A 23,196-nucleotide genomic window follows, 5' to 3' on the forward strand; every position below is an offset into this window, starting at 1 on the left:
CGGTTTTATTAGAAGTTGAACACCTCGTCCAGTTCCTTGTCCGGAACGTCGAAGGTAACGCCGTGGGGTGCCAGCTTCTCGTATTTCATGTACTCCGGCAGGCGGTCGTGGGCTTTCGTGAACCCCGCCGCCTCGTTAAAGACCCGCTCGGTCTTCAGGATTTCCTTCCCGTAGTTGACTACGTCCTCCACCGTCAGGTTCACGCCGTACTGAGCGTTGATCATGTCCACGACGCTGGGGAGGGCGTAGTCGATGTCGAGAAGCGGAAAGGCGGTGAACAGGCAGAGCCCGGTGGCGTCCACGGCGGCAGTGGCGATCTGCAGGTTCCGGGACAGTTCGACCTGCCCCGCGGGCGACAGCGGATCAACAAAACCGCCCACCTTGAGAATGTTGGCGGCCACCGCATAACCGGCTGTGTGGTCACCGCCCATGGTGCTGGTGGCGTAGGTCACTCCGATGCCCTTCACCGCCCGGGGATCGTAGGCCGGCAGGCCCTGACCCTTCACGGTCGGCACCCGGGTCAGCCCGAAAAGCCTCCCCGCCGCCGCCGCTCCTCCGCCCAGGATACGGCCCAGCGGGGTGCCGTTGCGGACCTCGCGGTCAAGCAGGTTGATCGCGGCCTCACCGTCGCCGAAGGCCAGCACGCCGGCCTCCATCAGCACGCCCAGGGTCACGCCGGTTTCAATGGTGTCCAGGCCGACGTCGTTGCACAGGCGGTTCAGCATGGCGATCTGGTCCAGGTCGGCGATGCCGCAGTTGGGGCCGAGCGCCCAGGTACTCTCGTATTCGACCGGGGCGCAAAGGACCTCACCCTTTTCATCGGGGATGACGTTCGAACAGCGGATCACACAGCCCGGGTGGCAGGCGTGGCCGGTCCGGCCCTTGCCCCCGCGCTGCTGCACCAATTCCGCCAAGGCCTCCCCGCTGCACCGGGCGGCCGCTTCGAACCGGCCGCTGGAGAAATTGCGGGTGGGCAAGCCCCCGGCTTCGTTCAGGATGTTGATCAGTACGGCTGTGCCGTAGGTGGGCAGGGCGCTGTTGGTTACGGGGTGTTCGGCGATGGCCTGGGCGAGTTTCCGGGCGGCTTCTTTAAACTTCTCACGATCCTTGACCGGTACGTCGAAAGTCTTGTCGGTCCGCACCACGATTGCTTTCAACCCCTTGGCACCCATGACGGCTCCCAACCCGCCCCTGCCGGCATAACGGCCGGGATGGCCTTCGCCGTCGTTGGTCGAAACGCCGGCCAACACCATACGCATTTCCCCGGCCGGGCCGATGCTGATCACCCCGGATTTGGTGCCGTAACGTTTCCACAGCTCCTCGTTCAGCTGGTAGCACCCCATCCCGGCCAGGTTCCCCGCCGGCACCAGTTCGGCCTTGTTCTCATCGATCACCAGGAGGTGGAAGCCCTCTCCGGTAGGCCGGCCCTCGACCACGATCGCCCGTATGTCCAGGCTGGCCAGCTTCTGAGCGGTAATGCCGCCGGCGTTCGACTCCTTGATGGTGCCGGTGAGCGGCGACTTGGCTCCGACCGACAGGCGTCCGGAGCAGGGAGCGGTAGTGCCGGACAGCAGCCCGGGGGCGATGACCAGCTTGTTGTTTTCCCCCAGTGCGTGGGCGCCCGGCGGAACTTCGTCGGCGACCAGGGCCGAAGTCAGGGCCCGGCCCCCGAACAACAGGTACCTTTCGGGTAGGTCTTCATACCGGACGGTCAGTTCGCTCATGTTCACCCGCAGGATCTTGCCCATCGTTACGAACCCCCCCTTTGTGAAATGCTATCAACTGATTAAACAATATCATAATTGGACAGACAGTCAACAATCATCTCGGTTCCAAAGGTGACTCGGCTGCCCCCGGCGCCGGTACTCCGCCGGCGGGGGCAGCCACCCGGCACATCGCTCGGCCGGATCGTCCGCGGCGGCGGCAAAGAGGGAAACCGGCGGGGTACCCACAGACCGGGACAAAAAAACAGCCCCGGCTTATTCCGCCGGGGCTTGGGCAAAAAACCATATTGTGCGGTCCAGAGGTTAGAACATACTTGCCGGGCCGTAGGGCCAGGTGCGCATCCCGCCCTCCACCGATCTTACCTTGGTGAACCCTGCGCCGCGCAGCAGGCGGTAGGCCTCGTAGCTGCGGACGCCGATGTCACAGATGGTGATGATCTCCTTGTTCCGTGGAACCTCTTCCACCCGCTGGCGCAGCTCGCTCAGGGTGACCAGCATCCGGCGCGGATCGTCGATTTTACGGTATTTGGCCTCCTTCTCCAGACGTACATCCAGGAGCACGAAGTCCTCGTTCGCATCCAGTTTGGCCTTCAGCTCATCGGCGCCGATGGTCTCCACGATGCCTTCCAGCTTATTGATCAGAGCGTTCGCCGTGTGCTGCAGCGGATCAACCGGTGTGTTGAACGGCGGCGCGTAACCCAGGTCCAGTTCGGTGAGATCGTTCACCGTACCACCGAAATGCAGCACGGCCGCGGCTACGTCAATCCGCTTCACCACCTCGCCCGGGCCGATGCCCTGCACGCCCAGAAGGCGCCCGGATTCCCCGTCGGCGACCACTTTCAGAATAACCATACCGCTGCCGGGGTGGTAGTGGGTCCGGTCCCGCTGGGGAGCGAGGCCGGCCACTACTTGGCGGCCCAGCTTTCGGGCCTGTTCTTCGGTCAACCCGGTGCGGCCGGCGTTGAAACTGCCTGCCTGCAGAACGGCCGTACCGAGTACGCCTCGGTAGATGCTGGGGCGCCCGGCCAGGTTGTCGGCCACCACGCGACCCTGGCGGTTTGCCGCGGAGGCAAAGGGTGAATAGACCTTCTCGCCCGTGAGCCGGTGGGTGGTTTCCACACAGTCACCGCAGGCGTAGATGTCCGGATCGCTGGTACGGCAATGTTGATCGATGGCAATGGCGCCGGTCCGGCCAATGGCCAGACCAGCCTCTCTGGCTAATTTGACGTTGGGGCGCACCCCCACCGCCACGATCACCAATTCGGCATCATATGCGCCCCGGTCGGTGTGCACCCGGCGAACCCGGCCCTGGTCGTCGCCTTCCAGCCGGATGACCCGCTCCCCGGTCCGGAACTCGATGCCGTGCGCGGCGGCGAGACGTTCTTCAAGCAAACGCGCCATATCGGAATCAAAGGTCAACGGAAGGATACGCTCCTGGAATTCGATCACCGTGGTCAGGAGCTTCAAGTTGGCCAACGCGCCAGCCAGTTCGATGCCGATGAAACCGGCGCCCACCACCACGGCTTCCTGCACATTCCTTGTTTCCAGGTATTCCTTGACGGCCTGGGCGTCACCCGGATCCCGGAACTTAAACACGCCCGCGAGGTCCGTCCCCTCGATCCGGGGCATAACCGATTCCGCGCCGGTGGCCAGGACCAGCCGGTCGTAACCCAGTGTTTCTTCTTGGCCGGTCTCCAGGTTTCTGAGCCGCACTTCCTTGCGTACCCGGTCAATGGCCGTGGCTTCCGTCCGGGTCAGGAAGTTCAAACCCCGTTCGTTGCGGAAGTATTCCGCATCCCGCGGCAACCCGTAGCCGGTGCTGAAGAGTTCCCGGAAATGACCCACCTGATCGTCGATGTAAAACGGCATCCCGCAGCCCGCATACGAGATGTAGCGACCCTTGTCCACCACGGTGATCTCCGCGTCCGGCAATAAGCGCCGGGCCCGGGCCGCAACCTTGGGGCCGGCCGCCACGCCCCCGATGATCAGAATCCGATCCTCAGCCATTGTCCCATCATCCTCATCCGTTAATAGTCGGCGTCTGGTTCCAAATGCGCTGGAAAACAATCTTTTCGCGAAAACGCTTTCGTTTTCAGACAACTGCTCACCAACTGTTGATTATACGTTTAACCCCACGCCCAGTCAAGCCGAAAGAACCTGTTGCTAGAACACTCCTGCTACCAGCTGTACATCCTGCGCCGATAGTGTTCCGGCATAATAGACCTTGGGGAGGGGGAGTCTGATGGCCGATGAAATCAGCCTGCGGCGGGCGGCGAGGCATCTTGGGGGCGGATGCCGGTGGAGGCGGGGAAAATCCCGAACGTTCCCGTGCAGGGGCGTGGTTTTTAACCCGCATTACTGACGGGAACCGCGACCGGAGTGCGTAGCTGAGGCCGGCTACCCCAGGATGTCCAAGACGACCTGTTTCATTTCCTCTTTCCCGACCACCCGCGTGTGCAGAACGGGCTTTTTGTCCAGGTCGCGCAGCCCTGAGGGGATCTCGAGGCCGGTGAAGGCGGCCAGCGCCTCCAAGAGCTCGAACTCGTTCCTACCCGCGACCGCGTCCCGCCCCAGCAGGGAGCGGGCCACCGCCTGGTTGAACTTGAAGGGACTCGCGGTGGACACCACGATCGCCGGGGTATGGTCGCCCGTGGCAGCTCGGTACTTGTTCAGAACGGCTTTGCCCACCGCTGTGTGGGTGTCGATTAGGTAGTGGTGTTCCTGCCAGGTGGACGCTATTTCGGCCTCGGTTTCGTCCTCGTCCGCGAAATCCGACCAGAAATGGTGAGCGACCTGCTCCCGGGTGCGTGGATCAACCTGGTAGCGTCCCGTCTCCCGCAGCTCAGCCATCCAGCGATCGACCTGCGGGGCGTTTCTGCCGGTCAATTCGTAAAGCAGCCGTTCCAGGTTGCTGGAGATCAGGATGTCCATGGACGGCGAAATAGTCCGGTAAAAGGTTCGGTTCCGGTCGTAGGTGCCGGTGCGGATAAAGTCGGTGAGCACGTTGTTCCGGTTCGCCGCGCAGATCAGCCGGTTGACCGGCAATCCCATGCACCGGGCGTAAAAGCTGGCCAGGATGTTGCCGAAATTGCCGGTGGGCACCACGAAGTTCACGGCTTGCCCGGGGCTGATGGCCTCCCGGTCTTGCAGGTCGAGGTAGGCCGAAAAGTAGTATACGATCTGGGGAACCAGCCGACCCCAGTTGATTGAGTTGGCCGAAGAAAACCGGTGGCCGCGCTGCTGCAGGGCATCGTTGACCGACGGGTCGGTGAACAGGGCCTTCACGCCGCTCTGGGTGTCGTCGAAGTTGCCCCGCACGGCCACCACGTGTACGTTGCCCCCCTCCTGGGTTACCATTTGCAGGCGTTGTATCTCACTCACGCCCGCGGCCGGGAAGAAGACGATGATCCGCGTCCCGGTCACGTCCCGGAACCCCTCCAGGGCAGCCTTGCCGGTGTCCCCAGAGGTGGCGACCAGAATGACGATTTCGGCGGTTTCGCCCGTGCTGGCTACCGCCTTCATGAGCAGGTAAGGGAGGATTTGCAGAGCCATGTCCTTGAAGGCGTACGTGGGTCCGTGCCAGAGTTCCAGGAAGTGCAGGTTCGGGGCCACGGTGCGGACCGGAGCAACATCGGGGTTGTCGAACTTCCCCGCGTTGTAGGCCCGTGTCACGCTCTCACTAATCTCGCCCGGGCTGAAGTCGGTCAGGAACAGTTCCAGGATGCGGGCCGCCCGCTGCTGGTAGTCCGCCGCGGCCGCTCCGGTTAACTGATCGGGGGACAGCACCGGCAGGCACTCAGGGACGAAAAGCCCCCCGTCGGGCGCGATGCCCAGCTTTAGGGCCTCGGAGACCGTCACGGGCCGGGTGCGGCCCCTGGTGCTCTCATACAGCATATGTTATTATCCTCCTGTGCCGGGTTCCGTTCGTTTCAGAACACAACTTCATTAAACAACATGTCGCCTGGTTCGTAAAGTTAAAATCGCCAAATTTTCAGGCAGGAATCTGTGATACCGGCGTCGAAAAACCTTAAGCAACACAAGGGGGTGCCCAATATTTTCCTATGTTGTTCCACAAGCTTAGGGCTTGTGGAATTCTTTTGGTGCGCCCGGCGGGAGCTGCGGGAGGCTTCCAGGTGTTCCCGGTAAAGACTATAAAGAGGAAATGGGCTTCCGAAACGAGAATACCTTGGATCGAAAGCAGATTTTGTTGTGGGTGATGCCGTTGGATGGATCGGCGGTTACGCCGACTTAAATTCGCTGATCAGGCGCTCAAAGATCTTGCTCACCGGTAGGATATCCTTGATCTTGTACACGTTTTTGCCGGCGAAGACAATGCCCTGGTCGATCAGTCCGATCCGGCTGTTTTCCAGAGCCTGGATGATACAGTACTCCTTGGAGCAGACTTTGAGGCACTTCTTGCATTCCACCGGTTTCAGCATGGCGCCGCCCTGTTCGATCAGGCTGGTGAAAGTGTTGCGTAGCGCCCGGCCGGGCATGCCCACCGGGCTCTTGATGACGATGACGTCATCGGCGTTGGCCTTAAGGTAGTGCTGTTTGAAGGCGTCCGAGACGGCGCACTCGGTACTCAACACAAAACGGGTGGCCATCTGCACCCCATCTGCCCCCATCCTGACCATGTCCGCGATGTCCCGCCCGCTGATGATGCCTCCCGCGGCAATCACCGGTATATTCACTGCGGAACGGATCTCGGGCAGGATTTCCGCGGTCGACCGCTCGGTACCTAGGTGCCCCCCGGCGTCCCCGCTCTCGGCGACCACCGCCGCGGCCCCTAGTTTTTCGGCCATTTTAGCCAACCGGGCGGAGGAGACGATGGACACTATCGGTACCCGGCCTTCCCGGCCCCAGTCAAAAACATCCCGGGAAAAACCGGCCCCCGTGAAAATAACGTCGATTTTTTCCTTTATTGAGGCAGCGATCAGATCGGCGAAGTTCCGGATGGCATACATCACGTTCACCCCGATGATGCCCCGGGTCATGCTCCTGGTCTTGCGGATCTCCGCGATCAACTCGTCGACGGTCATGCCGGTGGCGCCGATGATCCCGATCCCGCCGGCGTTGGCCACGGCCGAAACGAGAGGGGCGGTCGAGACCTTGTAGGCCATTCCGCCCTGGATGATCGGATAACGCGGGATCAAATCGCCGATCTTAAGGGTTGGGAAATTCAAATCATGTTCCTCCAAAATTCGGGTCTAGACCAATTAAAGCAGATGAAGAGCCATTTGGCAAATGTTTTCTTGAATCCAAGTGTATTCTTCGTCGGCTGCCGAAATTGATGCGTTCCGGTCCAACACGAACTACACTAAGAATTTGCCGCGCTTTCACTAATTCCTTCTTGGGACCTTGTTTATCCAACACATTATCAGGAGGCAGGAGTTCGGGCCGAAGCGGCGAAAACTGTGTTTGTTCCCCAACCGCGACAACCGGCCGGGGTGGTGGGAAGATGATCAAGAGTCCAGTGCCCTGCCGCCTGTTATGTTCCGAGTGCCTGGCCACCTTTCCGGCCGAGGTCATGGAGATGACCGGAACCGGGGGCTGGCTGGAAAGCGATCTCTGTTACCAGTCCCACGGCACTTTCCCCTACCCTTACCTTGTGGCCGTCTGTCCCTGCTGCGGTTGGGCGGCGTACATCCGGGACTTTGAAAAGCTGGCCTATCTGCCGCGCTATTCGGGCGGCATAATGGCCAAAGCGCTTCGCGATTACCTGCGTGAGGACCGTCTGCGCTTTCCCGGTTCAAAGAAGTACTCCCTGGCGGCGGCGTCCTATGCCCGTGCGGGTGCGCCGCCGGTATTTATCGGGGACCTCCACCTGCGTGCGGTGTGGTGCGCCCGCCAAGAGCGCAGCCCGGAGGTGGAAGACCACCATCTGGAAGCGGCCCTGCTCTGGTTTGAAAGGGCCCAGGCTGGGGGGCTTTCGGGTTTTGAGGCGGCCCGGGCGGCCTATCTGCTGGGGGAACTGAACCGGAGGCTTTCACGGTTTGACGAGGCGGTGCGCTGGTTCAACCGGGTCGATCCCGCCCCGGTCTGGCTGCGGTCCTGGGCCGAAAGGATGTGCCTCCTGGCCCGGGAGAAAAACTTCGTGCTCCAGGTGCTGTAAGAATCAGGCGCCCCGAGTTTTTTCCCACTTTTAGAGGAATTTTGTGCAAGTTGTCGAAGTAGTTCACCGGCATCCGGGCCAAGGAGTGCTTTAGCTTGATCCATCTCTTTAACGTTTCCAAGGTCTATCCCAACGGTACCGTGGCCGTTTTCGATATCAACCTGAGAATCAACAAGGGCGAATTCGTGTTTCTGGTCGGCCCCAGCGGGGCTGGCAAATCGACGCTGACCAGGCTGATCTTCCGGGAACAACTCCCGACTTCCGGCCAGATTTACTTCCGGGAACGTAACGTTCTGCGCTTGCGGCAGCGGGAACTGCTGGCGCTGAGGCGTCAGATCGGGATGGTGTTCCAGGACTTCCGGCTGCTGCCCCGGAAAACGGTGTTTGAAAACGTGGCCTTTGCGCTGGAGGTGCTCGGCCGGTCGCGGCGAGTGATCCGGGAACAGGTACCGCTAGCGTTGGCTCAGGTGGGCCTGACGGGGAAAGAGGACGCTTTTCCCGCCGAACTGTCGGGCGGGGAACAGCAACGGGTGGGCGTGGCCCGCGCGATTGTCAAGAAACCGCTGCTGATCCTGGCGGACGAACCCACCGGCAACCTGGATCCGGACACCTCTTGGGAACTAATGGAGCTTTTCGAGCGCGTCAACCGTGACGGCACCACCGTGGTGATCGCCACCCACGCCTGGGACATTGTGAACCGGATGCGCAAACGGGTGGTGGCGCTCGAAAACGGTCGTCTGGTACGGGACGAAGAGCAGGGGAGTTACAGCCATGGGGCTTAACTCCCTGTGGTACTGCCTTCGTCAGACTTTTGTATCCCTGAACCGGAATTGCTGGCTTGGGGTGGCGTCCACGGCGATGATCGCGGTCACCCTGGTGATCCTGGGTACATTTCTCCTGGTGGCGGTGAACGCCGGCCACTTCATGCGGAGCATCGAGTCCACCGTGGAAATCAACGTGTTTCTGGAGGATGGGGCCGATGTCCGGGATCTCCGGCAGCGGTTGGACGGTCTGCAGGGGGTGGAGCAATACACCTTTGTGTCCAAGGAGCAGGCGCTGCGGGAACTGAAGAAGTCGTTCGGCGAGAAAAGCGACCTGCTGGCCGGTTTCGAGGGCGAGAACAACCCCCTCCCCGATAGTTTCCGGGTGAAAGCCCAGGAGGCCGGGCTGGTGCCGGCACTGGCGCACCAGATCTCCTTTTTCCCGGGCGTGAATAAGGTCCGTTACGGTGAGGAGTATGTCGAACGATTGGTCGAAGTCGTGCGCTGGGTCAATGTGATCGCACTGGGTGCGGTAATTCTACTGGCCGCCGCCGCTGTGTTCCTGATTGTAACCACCATCCGCCTGTCGCTGGTGGCGCGGGAGGATGAGGTCGGCATCATGAAATACCTCGGGGCGAGCAACTGGTTCGTCCGCTCCCCGTTTATGATGGAGGGGATGTTCGTCGGCTTGGCCGGCGCGCTGATTGCGGTGACGGTGTTGGGGTGGGCTTATTACTGTCTGCTGGTCGAGCTGCAAGGGGTGGACCTGATCTTTTTCCTGCGGCCGGTCACCGACCGGGAGACGCTGGGACCCCTTTTCCTCGGGCTTCTGGGCCTGGGGGTCCTGATGGGGGGCGTTGGCAGCTGGATTTCCCTGCGGAAATTCCTGCGGGTTTAGCAATAAGCGGCCTTGAGCCGTGACCTTCAGCAACCGATAGAAAAAGTGACCGATCCGTGTTTCCGGAAGGAGGCTCCCGGTTTTGCGCCGTTCCTGGATCACCGCCGGATTGATCGCGGTCCTGCTCCTCGTCTTCGCCGGTTCGTATACGCTGGCCTACGGCGGGTTGGAGCAGCAGTTGGAGCAGACGCGGCGGCAACTTGAATCGGCCCGGCAGCGGACCGAATCGGTCCGTGGCGAGGTGCGCCACTTCACCCGGGAGATCGCGGTCATCGACAATTCAATTAAGGGCCGGTTGTTGCGGATTGATCAGTTGACCGCCCTGCTGCACGAGGTGACGGCGCGCTTGAAGGAAGCCGAGAGCGAACTTGCCGACGCCGAGGCCCGGCTGCAGGAGATGAATGCGCTGTTTGCGGCCCGGGTCCGCAGCGCCTACGAAAACGGGAACATCACCTACCTGGAGGTGTTGTTGGGTGCCCAAAGTTTCAACGAATTCGTTACCCGGGTCGAGTTCTTAAAGGAGATCCTGGCCCGGGACGTGGCCCTAATCGAGCAGATTGAAGAGGAACGGCTGGCGATTGAACGCCAGAAAGAGGCCATCGAGGAGCGGCGGGCGCAGGTGCAGTCCCTGCGTTCCGAGCAGGAAGCGGCCTACCGGTCCCTTTTGAACGAGCAGCGGGAGAAAGAATCCCTGCTCGCCGTCGCCCGCGGCAACCTGGCGCAGTTCGAGGCCGAAGTAGACAAGCTGGAACGCGAAGAACAGGAGATCTTGCGCCAGATCGCCCTGCAGCGGGCGGGTAAGGATGTTCTGCATACCGGCAAGTTCGCCTGGCCGGTTCCAAACTATACCCGGGTGTCCTCGGACTTCGGCTGGCGCCGGCACCCGATCCTGGGAGTGCAGCGGTTCCACGACGGCATCGACATCCCGGCGCCCTACGGGGCGGCGGTGGTGGCGGGGGGCACCGGGCGGGTCCTTTACGTGGGTACCCTCCGGGGTTACGGCAACGTGATCGTGCTCGACCACGGCGGGGGCGTGACCACGCTCTACGCCCATCTGTCTACCATGGGGGTCAGCGAGGGCCAAATAGTGGCCCAAGGCGAAACTATCGCTCGGGTCGGCAGCACCGGCCTTTCCACCGGACCACACCTCCACTTTACCGTTCGGGAGCACGGAGAGGTTGTCAGTCCCTGGAATTATCTCCGGTAAACGGTTTACCGGCTAAAGTCACCGCGGGGCCGCCTCGGGGCGGCCCTTAGTCTTGCGCGGTTGTAATTTGGGACGGGCTAAGATAGTATAATAGCGTACCTAACCCTATGCTACGGTGGTGTTTTATATTGCCTCGCCGGCAGTCGATGCGTTGGTTCTTTTACGGGATGGGGTCACTCCTGGTCGGGGCGGTCATCGTCCTGAACTTCGCGGTGTTTACCAACTTCAAACAACTGGGCAACCTGGTCCAGGTGGTTCGCCTGGTGCACGCCGAGTACCTGGAGGCGATGGACAGCGAGCGGATGATTGAAGGCGCCATCCGCGGCGTGGTGGAGGCCCTGGACGACCCGTATTCGGTATACCTGGAGCCGGAAACCTACGCCCGGTTTATGGAACAGGTGAAGGGCTCCTTCGGCGGCATCGGGATCCTGGTCGGGTACCGTGACGAAGGGCTGACCGTGGTCCGCCCGTACGAGGGCACCCCCGCGGCCGAGGCCGGGCTTCGGGCCGGAGATGTGATCCTGGCCGTGGACGGCAAGGATACCCGGGATATGGACCTGGAAACCGCGGTGATGCTGATGCGCGGCGAGGTGGGCACTCAGGTGCGGCTTACGATTCGGCGGGACAGTAGCGGGGAACCGCTGGAGTTTATGGTGGTCCGGCGGCAGATCCAGGTTCCGACGGTGGAGGGGGAACTCAAGGACGGTGGGATCGGCTATGTGGTCATCAGTCAGTTCACCGAAAAGACGGGCGGTGAGTTGGCCTACCTGTTGAACAGCTTTGAGAGCGGCCTGCGCGGCCTGATCCTGGACCTGCGTGACAACCCGGGCGGTGACCTGATGGCGGCGGTCGAGGTGGCCGACCTCTTCCTGGGCACCGGCCCGATCGTGCACATCGACTACCGTACCGGCGAAGACGAGACTTACTACGCTGAAAAACACCGTCTGGAAGTGCCGCTGGTGGTGCTGATCAACCGGACCACGGCCAGCGCCGCCGAAATTGTGGCTGGCGCGGTCAAAGATACGAAATCCGGCATCCTGATCGGCACCCAGACTTACGGCAAAGGGGTGGTACAAAACGTATTCCCGCTCCGGAACGGGGCCGGCCTGAAACTGACCACGGCCCGCTACCTGACGCCTTTGGGTTACGACCTGAACCGGAAGGGGATCAAGCCCCATATCGAGGTGGAGGATTCGGCCGATTTCGAGTCCGATCCGCAGCTTGAGAAAGCCCTGGAAATCCTGAAAGCGGGGCTAAAATAAGATGGCTCCTGGGGGTTTCCCCTTTGAATGGGCGTTGGGGGCCGTGTTCACCTCGGTGGTGCACGCCCTGTTCCACCCCCTGTTCTGGCTGGTCATCGTGCTGGTTGCTTTTCAGTACCGGCGCATCGCCCAGTTACGGGCCGGTTTCTTTGGGGCCCGCGGCAACTCTATCCTGGCCGACACCCTGACCGCCACCGCCTACGGGTTCGGCGGCGGGCTGATTGGCGGTTACCTCATCTTCCTGACCGGAATAACCATTCACGGTTCCGGGCTGTTTTACCTCCTGCCGGTAGCCATACTGCTCATGCTGGTCAATCCGCGCCTGCTCTGTTTCGCTTACGGCGGCGGGGTGCTGGCCGTCAGCAACCTGCTGTTCGGTTTCCCGGATATCAGTATTCCCACCGTGATGGCCTTGGTGGCCATCCTCCACTTTGTCGAGAGCATATTGATCCTGGCCAGCGGGCACCTGGGTGCGGTGCCCGCCTACATCCGCCTCCCCGGAGGACGGATAGTCGGGGGCTTCACCCTGCAAAAGTTCTGGCCGATCCCGATTGTCGCCCTGACCATCGTTACGGGTACCATGGCCCCCGGAATGGAACTGGTGGCGATGCCCGAATGGTGGCCGCTGATCAAACCGGACTTGCCGTTTGGCACTGGCACTGGCACCGTGGTCTTCGCCATGATGACCCTGGTGGCCGGCCTGGGCTACGCGGACATTGCCACCTCCCGCCTACCCGCCGACAAGACCCGGATCAGCGCCCTATACCTGGCCGGCTACAGCGTCACGCTGTTCGTCCTGGCCGTACTGGCCCTGTCCGGAGGCGGGGCCGCTTGGCTGGCGGCCCTTTTCGCCCCGCTTGGTCACGAACTCATTATTCACATCAGCAAACACATGGAACTGCACAGCCGCCCCCTGTTTGTACCCCATCCGGCCGGGTTGATGGTCCTGGACGTTTTGCCGCACTCGCCCGCCTGGCGGGCGGGTATCAGGTCCGGGGACGTCATCGTGGAGATCAACGGCTTCCGGGTGCACACCCGCGCCGATATGCACCCGGCCCTGGTGCAACCCGGGCTCAAGGAAGTCGGGTACCTGCGGCGGGGAACCCACTTCCGGCGGGAGAACGTGCGGCTTTCCGCGGGAGAGTTGTTCGGGGTGATGCCGGTGCCCGAAGGTACCGAGCGGGTCTACCTGGAACTGGACGGCACGCCGCCGGTCAAGCGCTGGCTGGAACGCTGGCGGGGCGTATGATTGACCGGCGGAATGAGTACGGTTACTGTAGTGGCCCTTGGTTCACAATACCGGTTTTTGTTGGGCTTGAACGGCGGCCGGGTTGAAAGGCACCGTTTCAGCCTGCAGCCGGGGCGGATTGACAGTAAGGAGGCACAAAAAATATAATTCTTCGTAGTATCATCCTTCTTGACACGGGGGCGTGAACACGGAATGTGTGAAGCAAACGCATATCTTTTGACTACGGACGGCGAGGAACTGATCCTGGAATCGGTGGACCGGGTGGTGCCGCATGAGGACGGGCTCCTGCTGGAGGACATTTTCGGCCGGCGCAAGATTATCAACGCCCGGATTCGTGAACTGGCCCTGGTGGATCACAAGATCATCCTGGAGCGCGGGTAGCGGTCTTTGCCGGAACCGTCGTGGAGGTGAGGGATCCTGTGCTGGAATTGCGCTCCGGACAGCTGAGCCTGGAAGACCTTGATGGGCCACAGGCGCTGGAAGACCTGCGGGAAATGATGTCCGACTGCCGGGAGTGCGGCCTGCACGCGGGCCGGACAAACTTGGTATTCGGGGAAGGCCACCCCCGGGCGCGGCTGATGTTGATCGGCGAAGGGCCCGGGGCCGAGGAGGACCGCCTGGGGCGGCCCTTTGTCGGTGCCGCCGGCCGACTCCTGGACCGGATCCTGGACGCCGCCGGACTTGCGCGCACCGAGGTGTACATTGCCAACGTGGTCAAGTGCCGGCCTCCCGGCAACCGGGTGCCCAACCGGGAAGAGGCGCAAGCCTGCCTCCGTTGGCTCCGGAAGCAGTTTTCCCTGATCGGACCCCCGCTGGTGGTTATCCTGGGCAGTACCGCGCTGAAAAACCTGATCGATCCCGGAGCTTCCATCACGGCCTGGCGGGGGCAGTGGATTGTCCGGGGCCGCGTGCGTTTCATGCCCACCTACCATCCCGCGGCGCTCCTCCGGGACCCGGGCAAGAAACGCGACGTGTGGCGTGATTTCCAGCTGATCCGCGACGCCTATCGTGAGATCGTGCCCCTGAAAAACGATTTGAGCTGACCGCCCATGGAAGTGGGCTTTTTGTTTTTCAACGCTTCTTCGTCCTCGTCCGGCCGATATTCGGCCAGCGGCCGGAGTTCCGCCCACGCTTGGAGCCCCTGCTTCTTGGCGGCCCGGATCAGGGCCTCGAGCTGACTGCGGGCGGCGTTGATCCGGTTCACCGCGTGGTCGATGAAGTCCGGTTCGGCGTGAGTAAGCATCATTTCCGCCTCTTTGCACTCCTCCCGGGCCTTTTCAATGGCCTCCAGGAGCGGGTTCGGCTCTGGGCCCCTCATGGAAAGCATTTCCAATACCCCCCTTGTCACAATTTATGCCAGTAGCCCCGCAAATAGAATCAACCTTTGGATTCGAGGAATCATATTCTTTAGGGGGCGGTATTGTGCCCAGAACTAAAACAACTATTGTCCTGCTCCTGATCGCTTTTGTCCTGCTGGGAACCGGCGGCTGTGGCCTCCTGAACCGGGGCGGCGCGGCCCGCCCGGCTGAGCGCCCGCTGGCGGTGGCCTACAGTATCGCGGACGAGCGGCGGGACGGAAACCAGGTGATCAAACGCCTCGTTCAGGAACGGGCGGGGACCGACGAGCGGGTCCGGATCACCTGGCGGGACGCGGAAGGCGACGCCCGCCGCCAGGAGAAAGACGTGGAGCAGTTTATCGAGCAGAAGGTCGACGCGGTGGTGATCCAATTTGTGGAGCCGCAGATGGGTCCGGGCATCGTCCGCCGCCTGGCGATGAACCGGATCAGGGTGGTGGCGCTGGAGACCTTTGCCCCGGACGCGCCGCTCGACGCCTACGTGGCTTCCGAACAGGTCCGGGCCGGGGAACACCAGGCCCGTTTCGTGGTGCGCAACCTGCCGGCGGGGGCGCCGGGCCGGGTGCTGGTTCTGGGCGGGGACCCGACGGACCCGATCTCTCGCAACATCATCGAGGGCTTCACCGCCTTTATGGAGGGGCAACCCGGATTCGCGGTCGAACTGCGAGAGCATCCCCAGGGTGACCCCGGCCGGGCGGCCGCCAGCGTGCACGAAGCGCTGGCGACTGGCCCGCTGGGGGCCGTGCTGGCCGTTGACAGCCGGATGGCGGTCAGCGCGGTGGAGGTGCTCCGGCAGCGGGGCCTGCTGAATGAAGTGATGACCGTGGGCGTCGGCGCCGACCGGACGGCGGCGGAAGCTCTGGTCGCCGGGGACCACGACGCCGAGGTCGACGTCCGGCCGGACCTGCTGGCCCAATTTAGTTACGACGCCGCCGTCGGCCTGGCCCGGGACGGGCACTGGGCGTACGAGACGCAGATCACCAGCGGGGATTACACCGTGCCGGCCCGCATGGTGCCGGTGCGCCTTGTGCAGGGAAACAACACCTTCCTGCTGCGGGAGTACTACGGCGACCTGACCCGGGGCGGCGGTCAGCAGGGAGGCAAGGAGCGTCAGGGTGGTGGAGGCCAGGGGCAAGGACAACAGGGTGGGGGTCAGCAACAGGGGCAGCAGCAGGGACAGCAGCAACAGCAGCCGATGACCAAGCTGATGATCAAGACTCAGGACGGTAAGACGGTGGAAATCGACGTTCCGGGCGAAATTAAGAGCATCGAGGCCCAGCGGCAGGGCGGCCAGCAAGGAGGTCAAAACGGCGGCCAGGGCGGCGGCCAGGGCGGCGGCTCCTAAGGTCAAGAGAGACACTCCCGCAAAAAGGCATCCCCGAAAAAGACTTCTCTATGTCAATTAGGTTCTTTGTACTTTGACAAAAATGGCCTTAGGCTGCCCGGCGAGTGTGACGTTTTCGAGCAGCCACAACAATGTTGTGTTTCTGGTCGGCCCAATCGATTTCAGCAATGATCATGAAGAAGGCTGTCCCGCCCATTCCAGGAAAAGCAGTTTGGGGCATCGTTATGCCGGCGATCACCCCGGCGGTAAAACCGATGACCAGCCGGTCCCTTTGGATTCTCATCTAATGAATCCCCTCATTTCTTTGTGAGTGCTTTTCGGGAAGCCGTGAGCAACTCTGCAAGTCCGCACCGTTACCACCCGGGTGCCACCATTATGTTAACGGAGCGCCCGTAATCCAACCACGCGCGTTTTTCCCCGTTTTGCCGAAGTGGTATAATAGCGGGTGGAGGTGGGGACAAGTGCCCCCTTTTAAACTCGTATCCGACTATGTGCCCCGGGGCGACCAGCCCCAGGCGATCGAAAACCTGGTCCGCGGCCTAGAAAGGGGCCTGCGGCACCAGGTGCTGCTGGGGGTGACCGGCTCCGGAAAGACCTATACCATGGCCCAGGTGATCAGCAGGGTTCAGCGGCCGACCCTAGTGATTGCGCCGAACAAGACTTTGGCCGCGCAGCTTTGCGCGGAGTTCAAGGAGTTTTTCCCCGAGAACGCGGTGGAGTACTTCGTGAGTTACTACGACTACTACCAGCCGGAGGCCTACCTCCCGTCCTCGGACATGTATATCGAGAAGGACGCCTCGATCAACGAGGAGATCGACAAGCTCCGCCACTCGGCGACTTCGTCCCTGTTCGAGCGGCGGGACGTGATCATCGTGGCCTCGGTGTCCTGCATCTACGGCCTGGGCGACCCGGAGGAATACCGGAACCTGGTCGTTTCCCTGCGCCGGAACGGCGGCTACGACCGGGACGCGGTGCTCCGGAAGCTGGTAAGCATCCAGTACGAACGGAACGACATCAATTTCGGGCGCGGCCGGTTCCGGGTGCGTGGCGACGTGCTGGAGGTCTTTCCGGCCGCCTCCGGGGAGCGGGCGCTCCGGATCGAGTTCTTCGGTGACGAGGTGGAGCGGATCCTGGAATTCGACGCCCTGACCGGGGAAGTGCTGGGGGAACGGCAGCACGTCTCCATCCTGCCGGCCAGCCACTACGCCACCTCCAAGGACCGGCTGGACAGGGCGGTCACGGCCATCGAAACGGAACTGACCGAGCGCCTGGCCGAACTCCGGGCGGCGAACAAGCTTCTGGAGGCCCAGCGCCTGGAGCAGCGCACGAACTACGACCTGGAAATGTTGCGGGAACTGGGTTACTGCAAGGGCATCGAGAACTACTCCCGCCACCTGACCGGGCGGGAACCGGGAGCGCCGCCCTTTACCCTGCTCGACTACTTCCCTGACGACCTGCTGATCATAGTGGACGAGTCGCACATCACCATCCCCCAGATCGGAGGTATGTACGAGGGCGACCGCTCACGCAAGGTGGCCTTGGTGGAACACGGTTTTAGGCTGCCGTCGGCCTTCGACAACCGGCCCCTGACCTTCTCGGAGTTCATGGCCCGGGTCCGGCAGGGGGTGTATGTTTCGGCTACTCCCGGCCCATGGGAACTGAAACACAGCGCGGCGGTAGTGGAACAGATCGTGCGCCCGACGGGGCTGGTGGACCCGGAGATGGTGGTCCGGCCCACCCGGGGCCAGATCGACGACCTCTTGGGCGAGATCCGGCAACGGGTGGCGAGAAACGAGCGGGTGCTGGTCACCACCCTGACCAAACGGATGGCCGAGGACCTATGCGACTACTTCCGGGAACTGGGCCTGAAGGTCCGGTACCTGCACTCGGAGATCAACACCCTGGAGCGGATGGAGATCCTGCGCGACCTGCGCCTGGGGACCTTTGACGTCCTGGTGGGGATCAACCTGCTGCGGGAGGGGCTGGACCTGCCCGAGGTGAGCCTGGTGGCTGTTCTGGACGCCGACAAGGAGGGGTACCTCCGGTCCGAGCGGTCCCTGATCCAGACGGCGGGGCGGGCGGCCCGGAACCTGAACGGGAAAGTGATCCTGTACGCCGACCAGATCACCGGATCCATGCGGCGCGCGCTGGACGAGACCGAACGGCGCCGTGAGCGTCAGATGGCCTTCAACCGGGCGCACGGCATTACCCCGCAGACCGTGCAGAAGGCGGTGCGGAGCGTGATCGAGGCCACCCGGGCGGCCGAAACCCAAGCGCCCTACTACGCGGTGAGCGAGAAACGGCTGACCAGAAGCGAACTGAAGAAACTGATCGCCAGGCTGGAGAAGGACATGCGGTACGCGGCCCGGCATCTCGAGTTCGAGCGGGCGGCCCAGCTGCGCGACGCCCTGATTGAACTCCGGCTGCAGCTTCAGCCCAAAGGCGTCCGCTCGCTCCGCCCGGCGGTCGGCGACGAACCGGAGTAGGCCGAACCAGATGGAGGTTATAACAGTATCGCCATGCAGGACAAAATCGTCGTTCGCGGCGCGCGCGTACACAACCTGAAGAACATCGTCGTGGAGATCCCCCGGAACAAGCTGGTTGTACTGACCGGTTTGTCCGGAAGCGGGAAGTCTTCGCTGGCTTTTGACACCATCTACGCCGAAGGGCAGCGCCGCTACGTGGAGTCACTGTCGGCCTACGCACGGCAGTTCCTGGGCCAGATGGACAAACCCGACGTCGACTACATCGAGGGCCTGTCCCCGGCCATCTCCATCGACCAGAAAACCCGTTCGCACAACCCCCGGTCCACGGTGGGCACCGTGACCGAGATTTACGACTATCTGCGGCTGCTGTTCGCCCGGGTGGGACGGCCCCACTGCCCGCATTGCGGCCATCCGATCAGTAGCCAGACGGTGGAGCAGATGGTCGACCAGGTGATGGCGCTGGGGGAGGGCACCCGCCTGCAGATCCTGGCCCCGGTCGTCCGGGGCAAGAAGGGCGAACACGTGCGGGTGCTGGAGGAGGCCCGGCGCGGCGGGTTTGTCCGGATGCGCATCGACGGGGAAATGCGGGAGATCGGCGAGGATATCAGCCTCGACCGCAACAAGAAGCACACCATCGAGATCGTCGTCGACCGGTTGGTGGTCAAGCCGGGCCTGGAGCCCCGGCTGGCCGACTCCCTGGAGACGGCCCTGAAGCAGACCGGCGGCCTGGCCGTCTGCGCTGTCATTGACGGGCCGGAGATCGTGTTCAGCCAGAATTTCGCCTGCGTGGACTGCGGTTTCAGCTTCAGCGAGATCACGCCGCGCCTGTTTTCCTTCAACAGCCCGGTGGGGGCCTGCCCGACGTGCACCGGCCTGGGCAGCCGCCTGGAGGTCGACGTCGACCTGGTTATCCCCGACCGGAACAAGACCTTGTACGAAGGCGCCGTGGCCGCCTGGGCCTGGTGGACCCGGGGTTACCACATCCTTGAGGGCCTGGCCCGGCACTACGGGTTCAGCCTGCAGGTCCCGGTGCGGGAGCTTGACCCGGACCACCTGGACATCATTCTGTACGGCACCGGCGGGACCCGCATCTCCTTCAGCTACCGGGACATGACCGGGCGCTTGCGCCGCTATACCGCGCCGTTTGAAGGGGTGGTGTCCTTCCTGAGTCGCAAGCACCGGGAGACCACCTCCGACCACGTCCGCGAGGAGACCGAGCGGATGATGCGCACCAGGCCCTGTCCGGACTGCGGGGGGCGCCGGTTGAAGCCGGAGGCGCTGGCCGTCAAGGTGGGCGGAAAATCGATCGCCGAGGTGGCCGCGCTGTCGATTACCGCGGCCGACCGGTTTTTTGCCGGCTTAAACCTGACCGCCCGGGAGACGCTGATCGGGCAGCGGGTGCTCAAGGAACTGCGGGCCCGGCTGGGTTTCCTGGTCAACGTCGGCCTGGACTACCTGACCCTGGACCGCCAGGCGGCCACGCTGTCGGGCGGTGAGGCCCAGCGGATCCGGCTGGCCACCCAGATCGGTTCCGGCCTGGTGGGGGTGCTCTACATCCTGGACGAGCCGAGCATCGGGCTGCACCCCCGGGACAACGGACGGCTCCTGGACACCCTGAAGCAGCTGCGCGACCTGGGGAACACCCTGATCGTCGTCGAACACGACGAGGAGACCATCCGGGCCGCCGACCACATCATCGACATCGGCCCCGGCGCCGGGCTGGACGGCGGCCGGGTGGTGGCGGCGGGCACCCTGCGGGAGATCACCGGCACGGACGCTTCCATCACCGGGCAGTACCTGGCCGGCCGGAAGTTTATCGCGGTGCCCCCGGCGCGCCGGGCTCCCGGAGAACGGTGGGTCGAGGTCATCGGGGCGCGTGAGCACAATCTGAACAACATCGACGTGCCCTTTCCGCTGGGCGTGTTCACATGCGTCACTGGGGTATCCGGTTCCGGGAAGAGCACCCTGGTGAACGAAATTCTGAACAAGGCGCTGGCCGCCGCCCTGCACGGCACCCGGACCCACCCGGGGGTGCACGACGAAATCCGGGGCACGGAGCATCTGGACAAAGTGATCAACGTCGACCAGTCGCCGATCGGCCGGACCCCCCGTTCGAACCCGGCCACCTACACCGGGGTGTTCACCGATATCCGGGAGCTTTTCGCGCTCACCCCGGAGGCCCGGATGCGCGGTTACAAGCCCGGCCGGTTCAGCTTCAACGTCCGGGGCGGGCGCTGCGAGGCCTGCCGGGGCGACGGGATCATCCGGATCGAGATGCACTTTCTGCCCGACGTCTATGTGCCCTGCGAGGTGTGCGGGGGACGCCGGTACAACCGGGAGACGCTGGACGTCCGGTACAAGGGGCGGACCATCGCCGACGTCCTGGACATGACGGTGGACCAGGCCGCCGAGTTCTTCGCGCCGGTCCCGAAGATCTACCGCCGCCTGTGCACCCTGCAGGACGTGGGCCTGGGCTACATCCGCCTCGGCCAGCCGGCCACCACGCTCTCGGGCGGCGAAGCCCAACGGGTGAAGCTGGCCGCCGAACTTTCCCGGCGGGCGACCGGACGGACGCTGTACATCCTGGACGAGCCCACCACCGGGCTGCATTTCGCGGACATCAAGAAGCTTTTGCAGGTGTTGCAGCGCTTGGTGGACGCCGGGAACACGGTAATCGTGATCGAACACAACCTGGACGTGATCAAAACAGCCGACTACATCATCGACCTTGGTCCCGAAGGCGGGGACCGGGGCGGCCGGGTGGTGGCCACCGGCACTCCCGAAGAAGTGGCGGCCCAGGCTGAATCTTACACCGGCCGGTTCCTGCGGCGTGTGTTGGACCGGACCCCCGGCCGCGCCGCCGCCGAAGCCTGAAAAAGGGGCCAGGCCCCTTTTTACCTTCTTTGACTTTCGTGAGGTGGAGGGAAATCCGTGGAGCCGGCGGAAAAAGTCAAACACTTCCCCGACAAACCCGGGGTGTACCTCTTCCGCGGCGCGCGCGGCGAGGTGCTGTACGTTGGCAAGGCCGTATCCCTCAAAAACCGGGTGCGGTCTTATTTCACCGGGGCGCGGAGCGACAAGGTTCAAGCGCTGGTCGGCAAGACGCGGGACGTGGAGTGTCTGGTCACCGGATCGGAAATCGAGGCCCTGATCCTGGAGTCGAACCTGATTAAGGAGCACCGGCCGCGCTACAACGTGGTGCTCAAGGACGACAAGAGCTACCCGTACCTGAAGGTGACCGTCCAGGAGGAGTACCCACGCATCTTCCTGACGCGCGCCCAGCCGCGCGACGGGGCCCGGTACTTCGGCCCCTACCCGAGCGCAGCGGCGGTGCACGAGACGGTGCGGCTCCTGAAAAAACTCTTCCCGCTCCGTTCCTGCCGCCAGACCCGCTTCAGACAGCAGCGCCCGTGCCTGAACCACCACATCGGGCGCTGCCTGGGCCCCTGTTCCGGCACGGTCGACCCCGAGCGGTACCGGGCCATGGTGCAGGAGGTGCTGCTGTTCCTGGAAGGGCGGCACGCCGACCTGGTCCGCGGCCTGGCCCGGAAGATGGAGGCGGCCGCGGCGAACCTGGAGTTCGAGCGGGCGGCCGAACTGCGCGACCAGCTCCGGGCCGTCGAACAGGTGCTGGCCCGGCAGAGCATCGTGTCCCCGGGACGGGAGGATCGGGACGTGCTCGCGCTGGCCCGGGACGGAAACCGGGGCCGCGTGATTGTGCTGGAAATCAGGGACGGCAAGCTACTCGGGCGGCACAGCCTGGACCTGCAGGGGATCGCGGAACGGTCGGACGCCGAGGTGCTGGCCGCCTTTTTGAAGCAGTACTACCGGGAGGCCGGTTTGATTCCGCCAGAGGTGCTGCTCCCTGTCCCGCTGGGCGAGGAACAAGGGTTGATTGCCGAGTGGCTGGGACTGCGCCGGCAGGGCCGCGTCCGGCTGCACGTGCCCCGGCGTGGGCGCAAGCGTGAACTGGTCCGCCTGGCCGAGCAAAACGCCGCCGAGGCCCGGGCCCAGATGGAATTTGAGCGCGACGCGGGGGAGGCCCTGGCCGAACTGGCCGCTGTCCTGGGGCTGGACCAGGCCCCGGCCCGCCTGGAAGGGTATGACATTTCCAACCTCCAGGGCGCCCAGACGGTGGGCGTCATGGTCGTTTTCGAGGACGGCCGCCCGGCCCCCGGCGAGTACCGGCAGTTCCGGGTGCGGGAGACCGCCGGAACCCCGAACGATTTCGCCGCCATGCGCGAGGTGGTGGCCCGCCGTTTCGCCCGGGCCCGGGAAGAGGGGAAACTGATCGCCACGGGGCGGCTTTCGTCTCGCGACGCCCGGTTCCATCGCTTGCCCGACCTGGTGCTCGTCGATGGGGGCAAGGGTCAGCTGAGCGCGGCCCTGGAAGGCCTGCGCGAAACCGGATTCGAAGCCGTGCCCGTGTTTGCCCTGACCAAGGAAGAGGAAAAGATCTTCGCCCCGGGCCGCAGTGACCCTGTGCCGGTGCCCCCGGGTTCCCAGGCCCTGTTCCTCCTGCAGCACCTGCGCGACGAGGCCCACCGGTTCGCCGTCGACACCCACCGCCGGACCCGTTCCCGGGAAAGCCTGCGCTCTCTGCTGGAGGAGATCGACGGCATTGGCCCGGCGCGGCGCCGCGCCCTGCAGAAAGCCTTCCCGTCCCTGGACGCCCTGAAGGGGGCGACACTGGCGGAACTGGCCGCCGTCCCGTCCATGAACCGCAAGGCCGCCCAGGCCGTGTACGACTACTTCCAAGACACTCCCACTGAATAGCGGCCGGTTTCGGCCGCT

General features: G+C 63.5%; 18 protein-coding genes. 12 read left to right on the plus strand and 6 right to left on the minus strand.

Annotated elements, in window-relative coordinates:
- Positions 1–8: 8 nt before the first annotated feature.
- The 4 genes from DAUD_RS01470 to DAUD_RS01485 form a co-directional block, all read right to left on the minus strand.
- Positions 9–1,748 (minus strand): aldehyde ferredoxin oxidoreductase family protein, encoded by a 1,740-nt coding sequence (locus tag DAUD_RS01470; protein ID WP_012301432.1) that lies wholly within the window; start codon positions 1,746–1,748, stop codon positions 9–11.
- 279 nt (positions 1,749–2,027) lie between these two features.
- Complete coding sequence (locus DAUD_RS01475; RefSeq protein WP_012301433.1) at positions 2,028–3,731, minus strand: FAD-dependent oxidoreductase; 1,704 nt, start codon at positions 3,729–3,731, stop codon at positions 2,028–2,030.
- 390 nt (positions 3,732–4,121) lie between these two features.
- The gene (gene thrC, locus DAUD_RS01480) at positions 4,122–5,618 is read right to left on the minus strand and encodes a threonine synthase (protein ID WP_012301434.1); all 1,497 of its coding nucleotides are present in this window, start codon (positions 5,616–5,618) and stop codon (positions 4,122–4,124) included.
- Positions 5,619–5,962: 344 nt separating this feature from the next.
- Positions 5,963–6,910: an NAD(P)H-dependent flavin oxidoreductase gene (locus DAUD_RS01485; RefSeq protein WP_012301435.1), complete on the minus strand. Its 948-nt coding sequence runs from the start codon at positions 6,908–6,910 to the stop codon at positions 5,963–5,965.
- Between the two features lie 275 nt (positions 6,911–7,185).
- On the opposite strand from DAUD_RS01485, the gene DAUD_RS01490 reads away from it, so the two are divergent.
- The 8 genes from DAUD_RS01490 to DAUD_RS01525 all read left to right on the plus strand — a co-directional run bounded on the left by DAUD_RS01490 (position 7,186) and on the right by DAUD_RS01525 (position 14,259).
- Positions 7,186–7,839, plus strand: coding sequence for a DUF2225 domain-containing protein (locus tag DAUD_RS01490; RefSeq protein WP_012301436.1), 654 nt, complete (start codon positions 7,186–7,188; stop codon positions 7,837–7,839).
- A 95-nt stretch (positions 7,840–7,934) separates the two neighbouring features.
- Positions 7,935–8,621, plus strand: coding sequence for a cell division ATP-binding protein FtsE (ftsE, locus tag DAUD_RS01495; protein ID WP_012301437.1), 687 nt, complete (start codon positions 7,935–7,937; stop codon positions 8,619–8,621).
- Positions 8,611–9,498: a permease-like cell division protein FtsX gene (gene ftsX / locus DAUD_RS01500; RefSeq protein WP_012301438.1), complete on the plus strand. Its 888-nt coding sequence runs from the start codon at positions 8,611–8,613 to the stop codon at positions 9,496–9,498. Before ftsE ends, ftsX begins: the two co-directional genes overlap by 11 nt.
- Before the next feature lie 82 nt (positions 9,499–9,580).
- Entirely contained in the window at positions 9,581–10,705 is a 1,125-nt protein-coding gene (locus DAUD_RS01505; RefSeq protein ID WP_012301439.1) for a murein hydrolase activator EnvC family protein, read from the plus strand.
- Positions 10,706–10,833: 128 nt separating this feature from the next.
- Positions 10,834–11,967, plus strand: coding sequence for a S41 family peptidase (locus tag DAUD_RS01510; RefSeq protein ID WP_012301440.1), 1,134 nt, complete (start codon positions 10,834–10,836; stop codon positions 11,965–11,967).
- Between the two features lies 1 nt (position 11,968).
- Positions 11,969–13,216 carry a PDZ domain-containing protein gene (locus tag DAUD_RS01515; protein WP_012301441.1) on the plus strand — a complete coding sequence of 416 codons (1,248 nt, stop codon included), beginning with the start codon at positions 11,969–11,971 and terminating at the stop codon, positions 13,214–13,216.
- A 192-nt stretch (positions 13,217–13,408) separates the two neighbouring features.
- Positions 13,409–13,597, plus strand: coding sequence for a CooT family nickel-binding protein (locus DAUD_RS01520; protein ID WP_012301442.1), 189 nt, complete (start codon positions 13,409–13,411; stop codon positions 13,595–13,597).
- 38 nt (positions 13,598–13,635) lie between these two features.
- A complete protein-coding gene (locus tag DAUD_RS01525; protein WP_012301443.1) occupies positions 13,636–14,259 on the plus strand; it encodes a uracil-DNA glycosylase in 624 nt (207 codons plus the stop codon).
- Here DAUD_RS01525 and DAUD_RS01530 read toward each other — a convergent pair.
- The gene (locus DAUD_RS01530; protein ID WP_012301444.1) at positions 14,220–14,543 is read right to left on the minus strand and encodes a DUF2508 family protein; all 324 of its coding nucleotides are present in this window, start codon (positions 14,541–14,543) and stop codon (positions 14,220–14,222) included. The two genes, DAUD_RS01525 and DAUD_RS01530, sit on opposite strands and share 40 nt — an antisense overlap.
- 95 nt (positions 14,544–14,638) lie before the next feature.
- Here DAUD_RS01530 and DAUD_RS01535 point away from each other — a divergent pair, with 95 nt between their 5' ends.
- Positions 14,639–15,916 carry a sugar ABC transporter substrate-binding protein gene (locus tag DAUD_RS01535; protein ID WP_012301445.1) on the plus strand — a complete coding sequence of 426 codons (1,278 nt, stop codon included), beginning with the start codon at positions 14,639–14,641 and terminating at the stop codon, positions 15,914–15,916.
- Positions 15,917–16,004: 88 nt separating this feature from the next.
- Here DAUD_RS01535 and DAUD_RS01540 read toward each other — a convergent pair whose 3' ends face one another.
- The gene (locus DAUD_RS01540) at positions 16,005–16,199 is read right to left on the minus strand and encodes a hypothetical protein (protein WP_041570717.1); all 195 of its coding nucleotides are present in this window, start codon (positions 16,197–16,199) and stop codon (positions 16,005–16,007) included.
- A gap of 178 nt (positions 16,200–16,377) precedes the next feature.
- On the opposite strand from DAUD_RS01540, the gene uvrB reads away from it, so the two are divergent.
- Genes uvrB through uvrC form a run of 3 tightly spaced genes read left to right on the plus strand, consistent with a single transcriptional unit; the run spans position 16,378 to position 23,178 of the window.
- Entirely contained in the window at positions 16,378–18,402 is a 2,025-nt protein-coding gene (uvrB, locus tag DAUD_RS01545) for an excinuclease ABC subunit UvrB (protein WP_012301446.1), read from the plus strand.
- A gap of 33 nt (positions 18,403–18,435) precedes the next feature.
- Positions 18,436–21,276 (plus strand): excinuclease ABC subunit UvrA, encoded by a 2,841-nt coding sequence (gene uvrA / locus DAUD_RS01550; RefSeq protein WP_012301447.1) that lies wholly within the window; start codon positions 18,436–18,438, stop codon positions 21,274–21,276.
- A gap of 57 nt (positions 21,277–21,333) precedes the next feature.
- A complete protein-coding gene (gene uvrC, locus DAUD_RS01555) occupies positions 21,334–23,178 on the plus strand; it encodes an excinuclease ABC subunit UvrC (protein WP_012301448.1) in 1,845 nt (614 codons plus the stop codon).
- Positions 23,179–23,196: the final 18 nt, after the last annotated feature.

This window comes from Candidatus Desulforudis audaxviator MP104C (assembly GCF_000018425.1).
GTDB lineage: Bacteria > Bacillota > Desulfotomaculia > Desulfotomaculales > Desulforudaceae > Desulforudis > Desulforudis audaxviator.

Coding starts and splice junctions, on each gene's coding strand:
- DAUD_RS01470 (WP_012301432.1), bottom strand. CDS start 1,748: ATGGGCAAGATCCTGCGGGTGAACATGAGCGAACTGACCGTCCGGTAT.
- DAUD_RS01475 (WP_012301433.1), bottom strand. CDS start 3,731: ATGGCTGAGGATCGGATTCTGATCATCGGGGGCGTGGCGGCCGGCCCC.
- thrC (WP_012301434.1), bottom strand. CDS start 5,618: ATGCTGTATGAGAGCACCAGGGGCCGCACCCGGCCCGTGACGGTCTCC.
- DAUD_RS01490 (WP_012301436.1), top strand. CDS start 7,186: ATGATCAAGAGTCCAGTGCCCTGCCGCCTGTTATGTTCCGAGTGCCTG.
- ftsX (WP_012301438.1), top strand. CDS start 8,611: ATGGGGCTTAACTCCCTGTGGTACTGCCTTCGTCAGACTTTTGTATCC.
- DAUD_RS01515 (WP_012301441.1), top strand. CDS start 11,969: ATGGCTCCTGGGGGTTTCCCCTTTGAATGGGCGTTGGGGGCCGTGTTC.
- DAUD_RS01520 (WP_012301442.1), top strand. CDS start 13,409: ATGTGTGAAGCAAACGCATATCTTTTGACTACGGACGGCGAGGAACTG.
- DAUD_RS01530 (WP_012301444.1), bottom strand. CDS start 14,543: ATGCTTTCCATGAGGGGCCCAGAGCCGAACCCGCTCCTGGAGGCCATT.
- DAUD_RS01540 (WP_041570717.1), bottom strand. CDS start 16,199: ATGAGAATCCAAAGGGACCGGCTGGTCATCGGTTTTACCGCCGGGGTG.
- uvrA (WP_012301447.1), top strand. CDS start 18,436: ATGCAGGACAAAATCGTCGTTCGCGGCGCGCGCGTACACAACCTGAAG.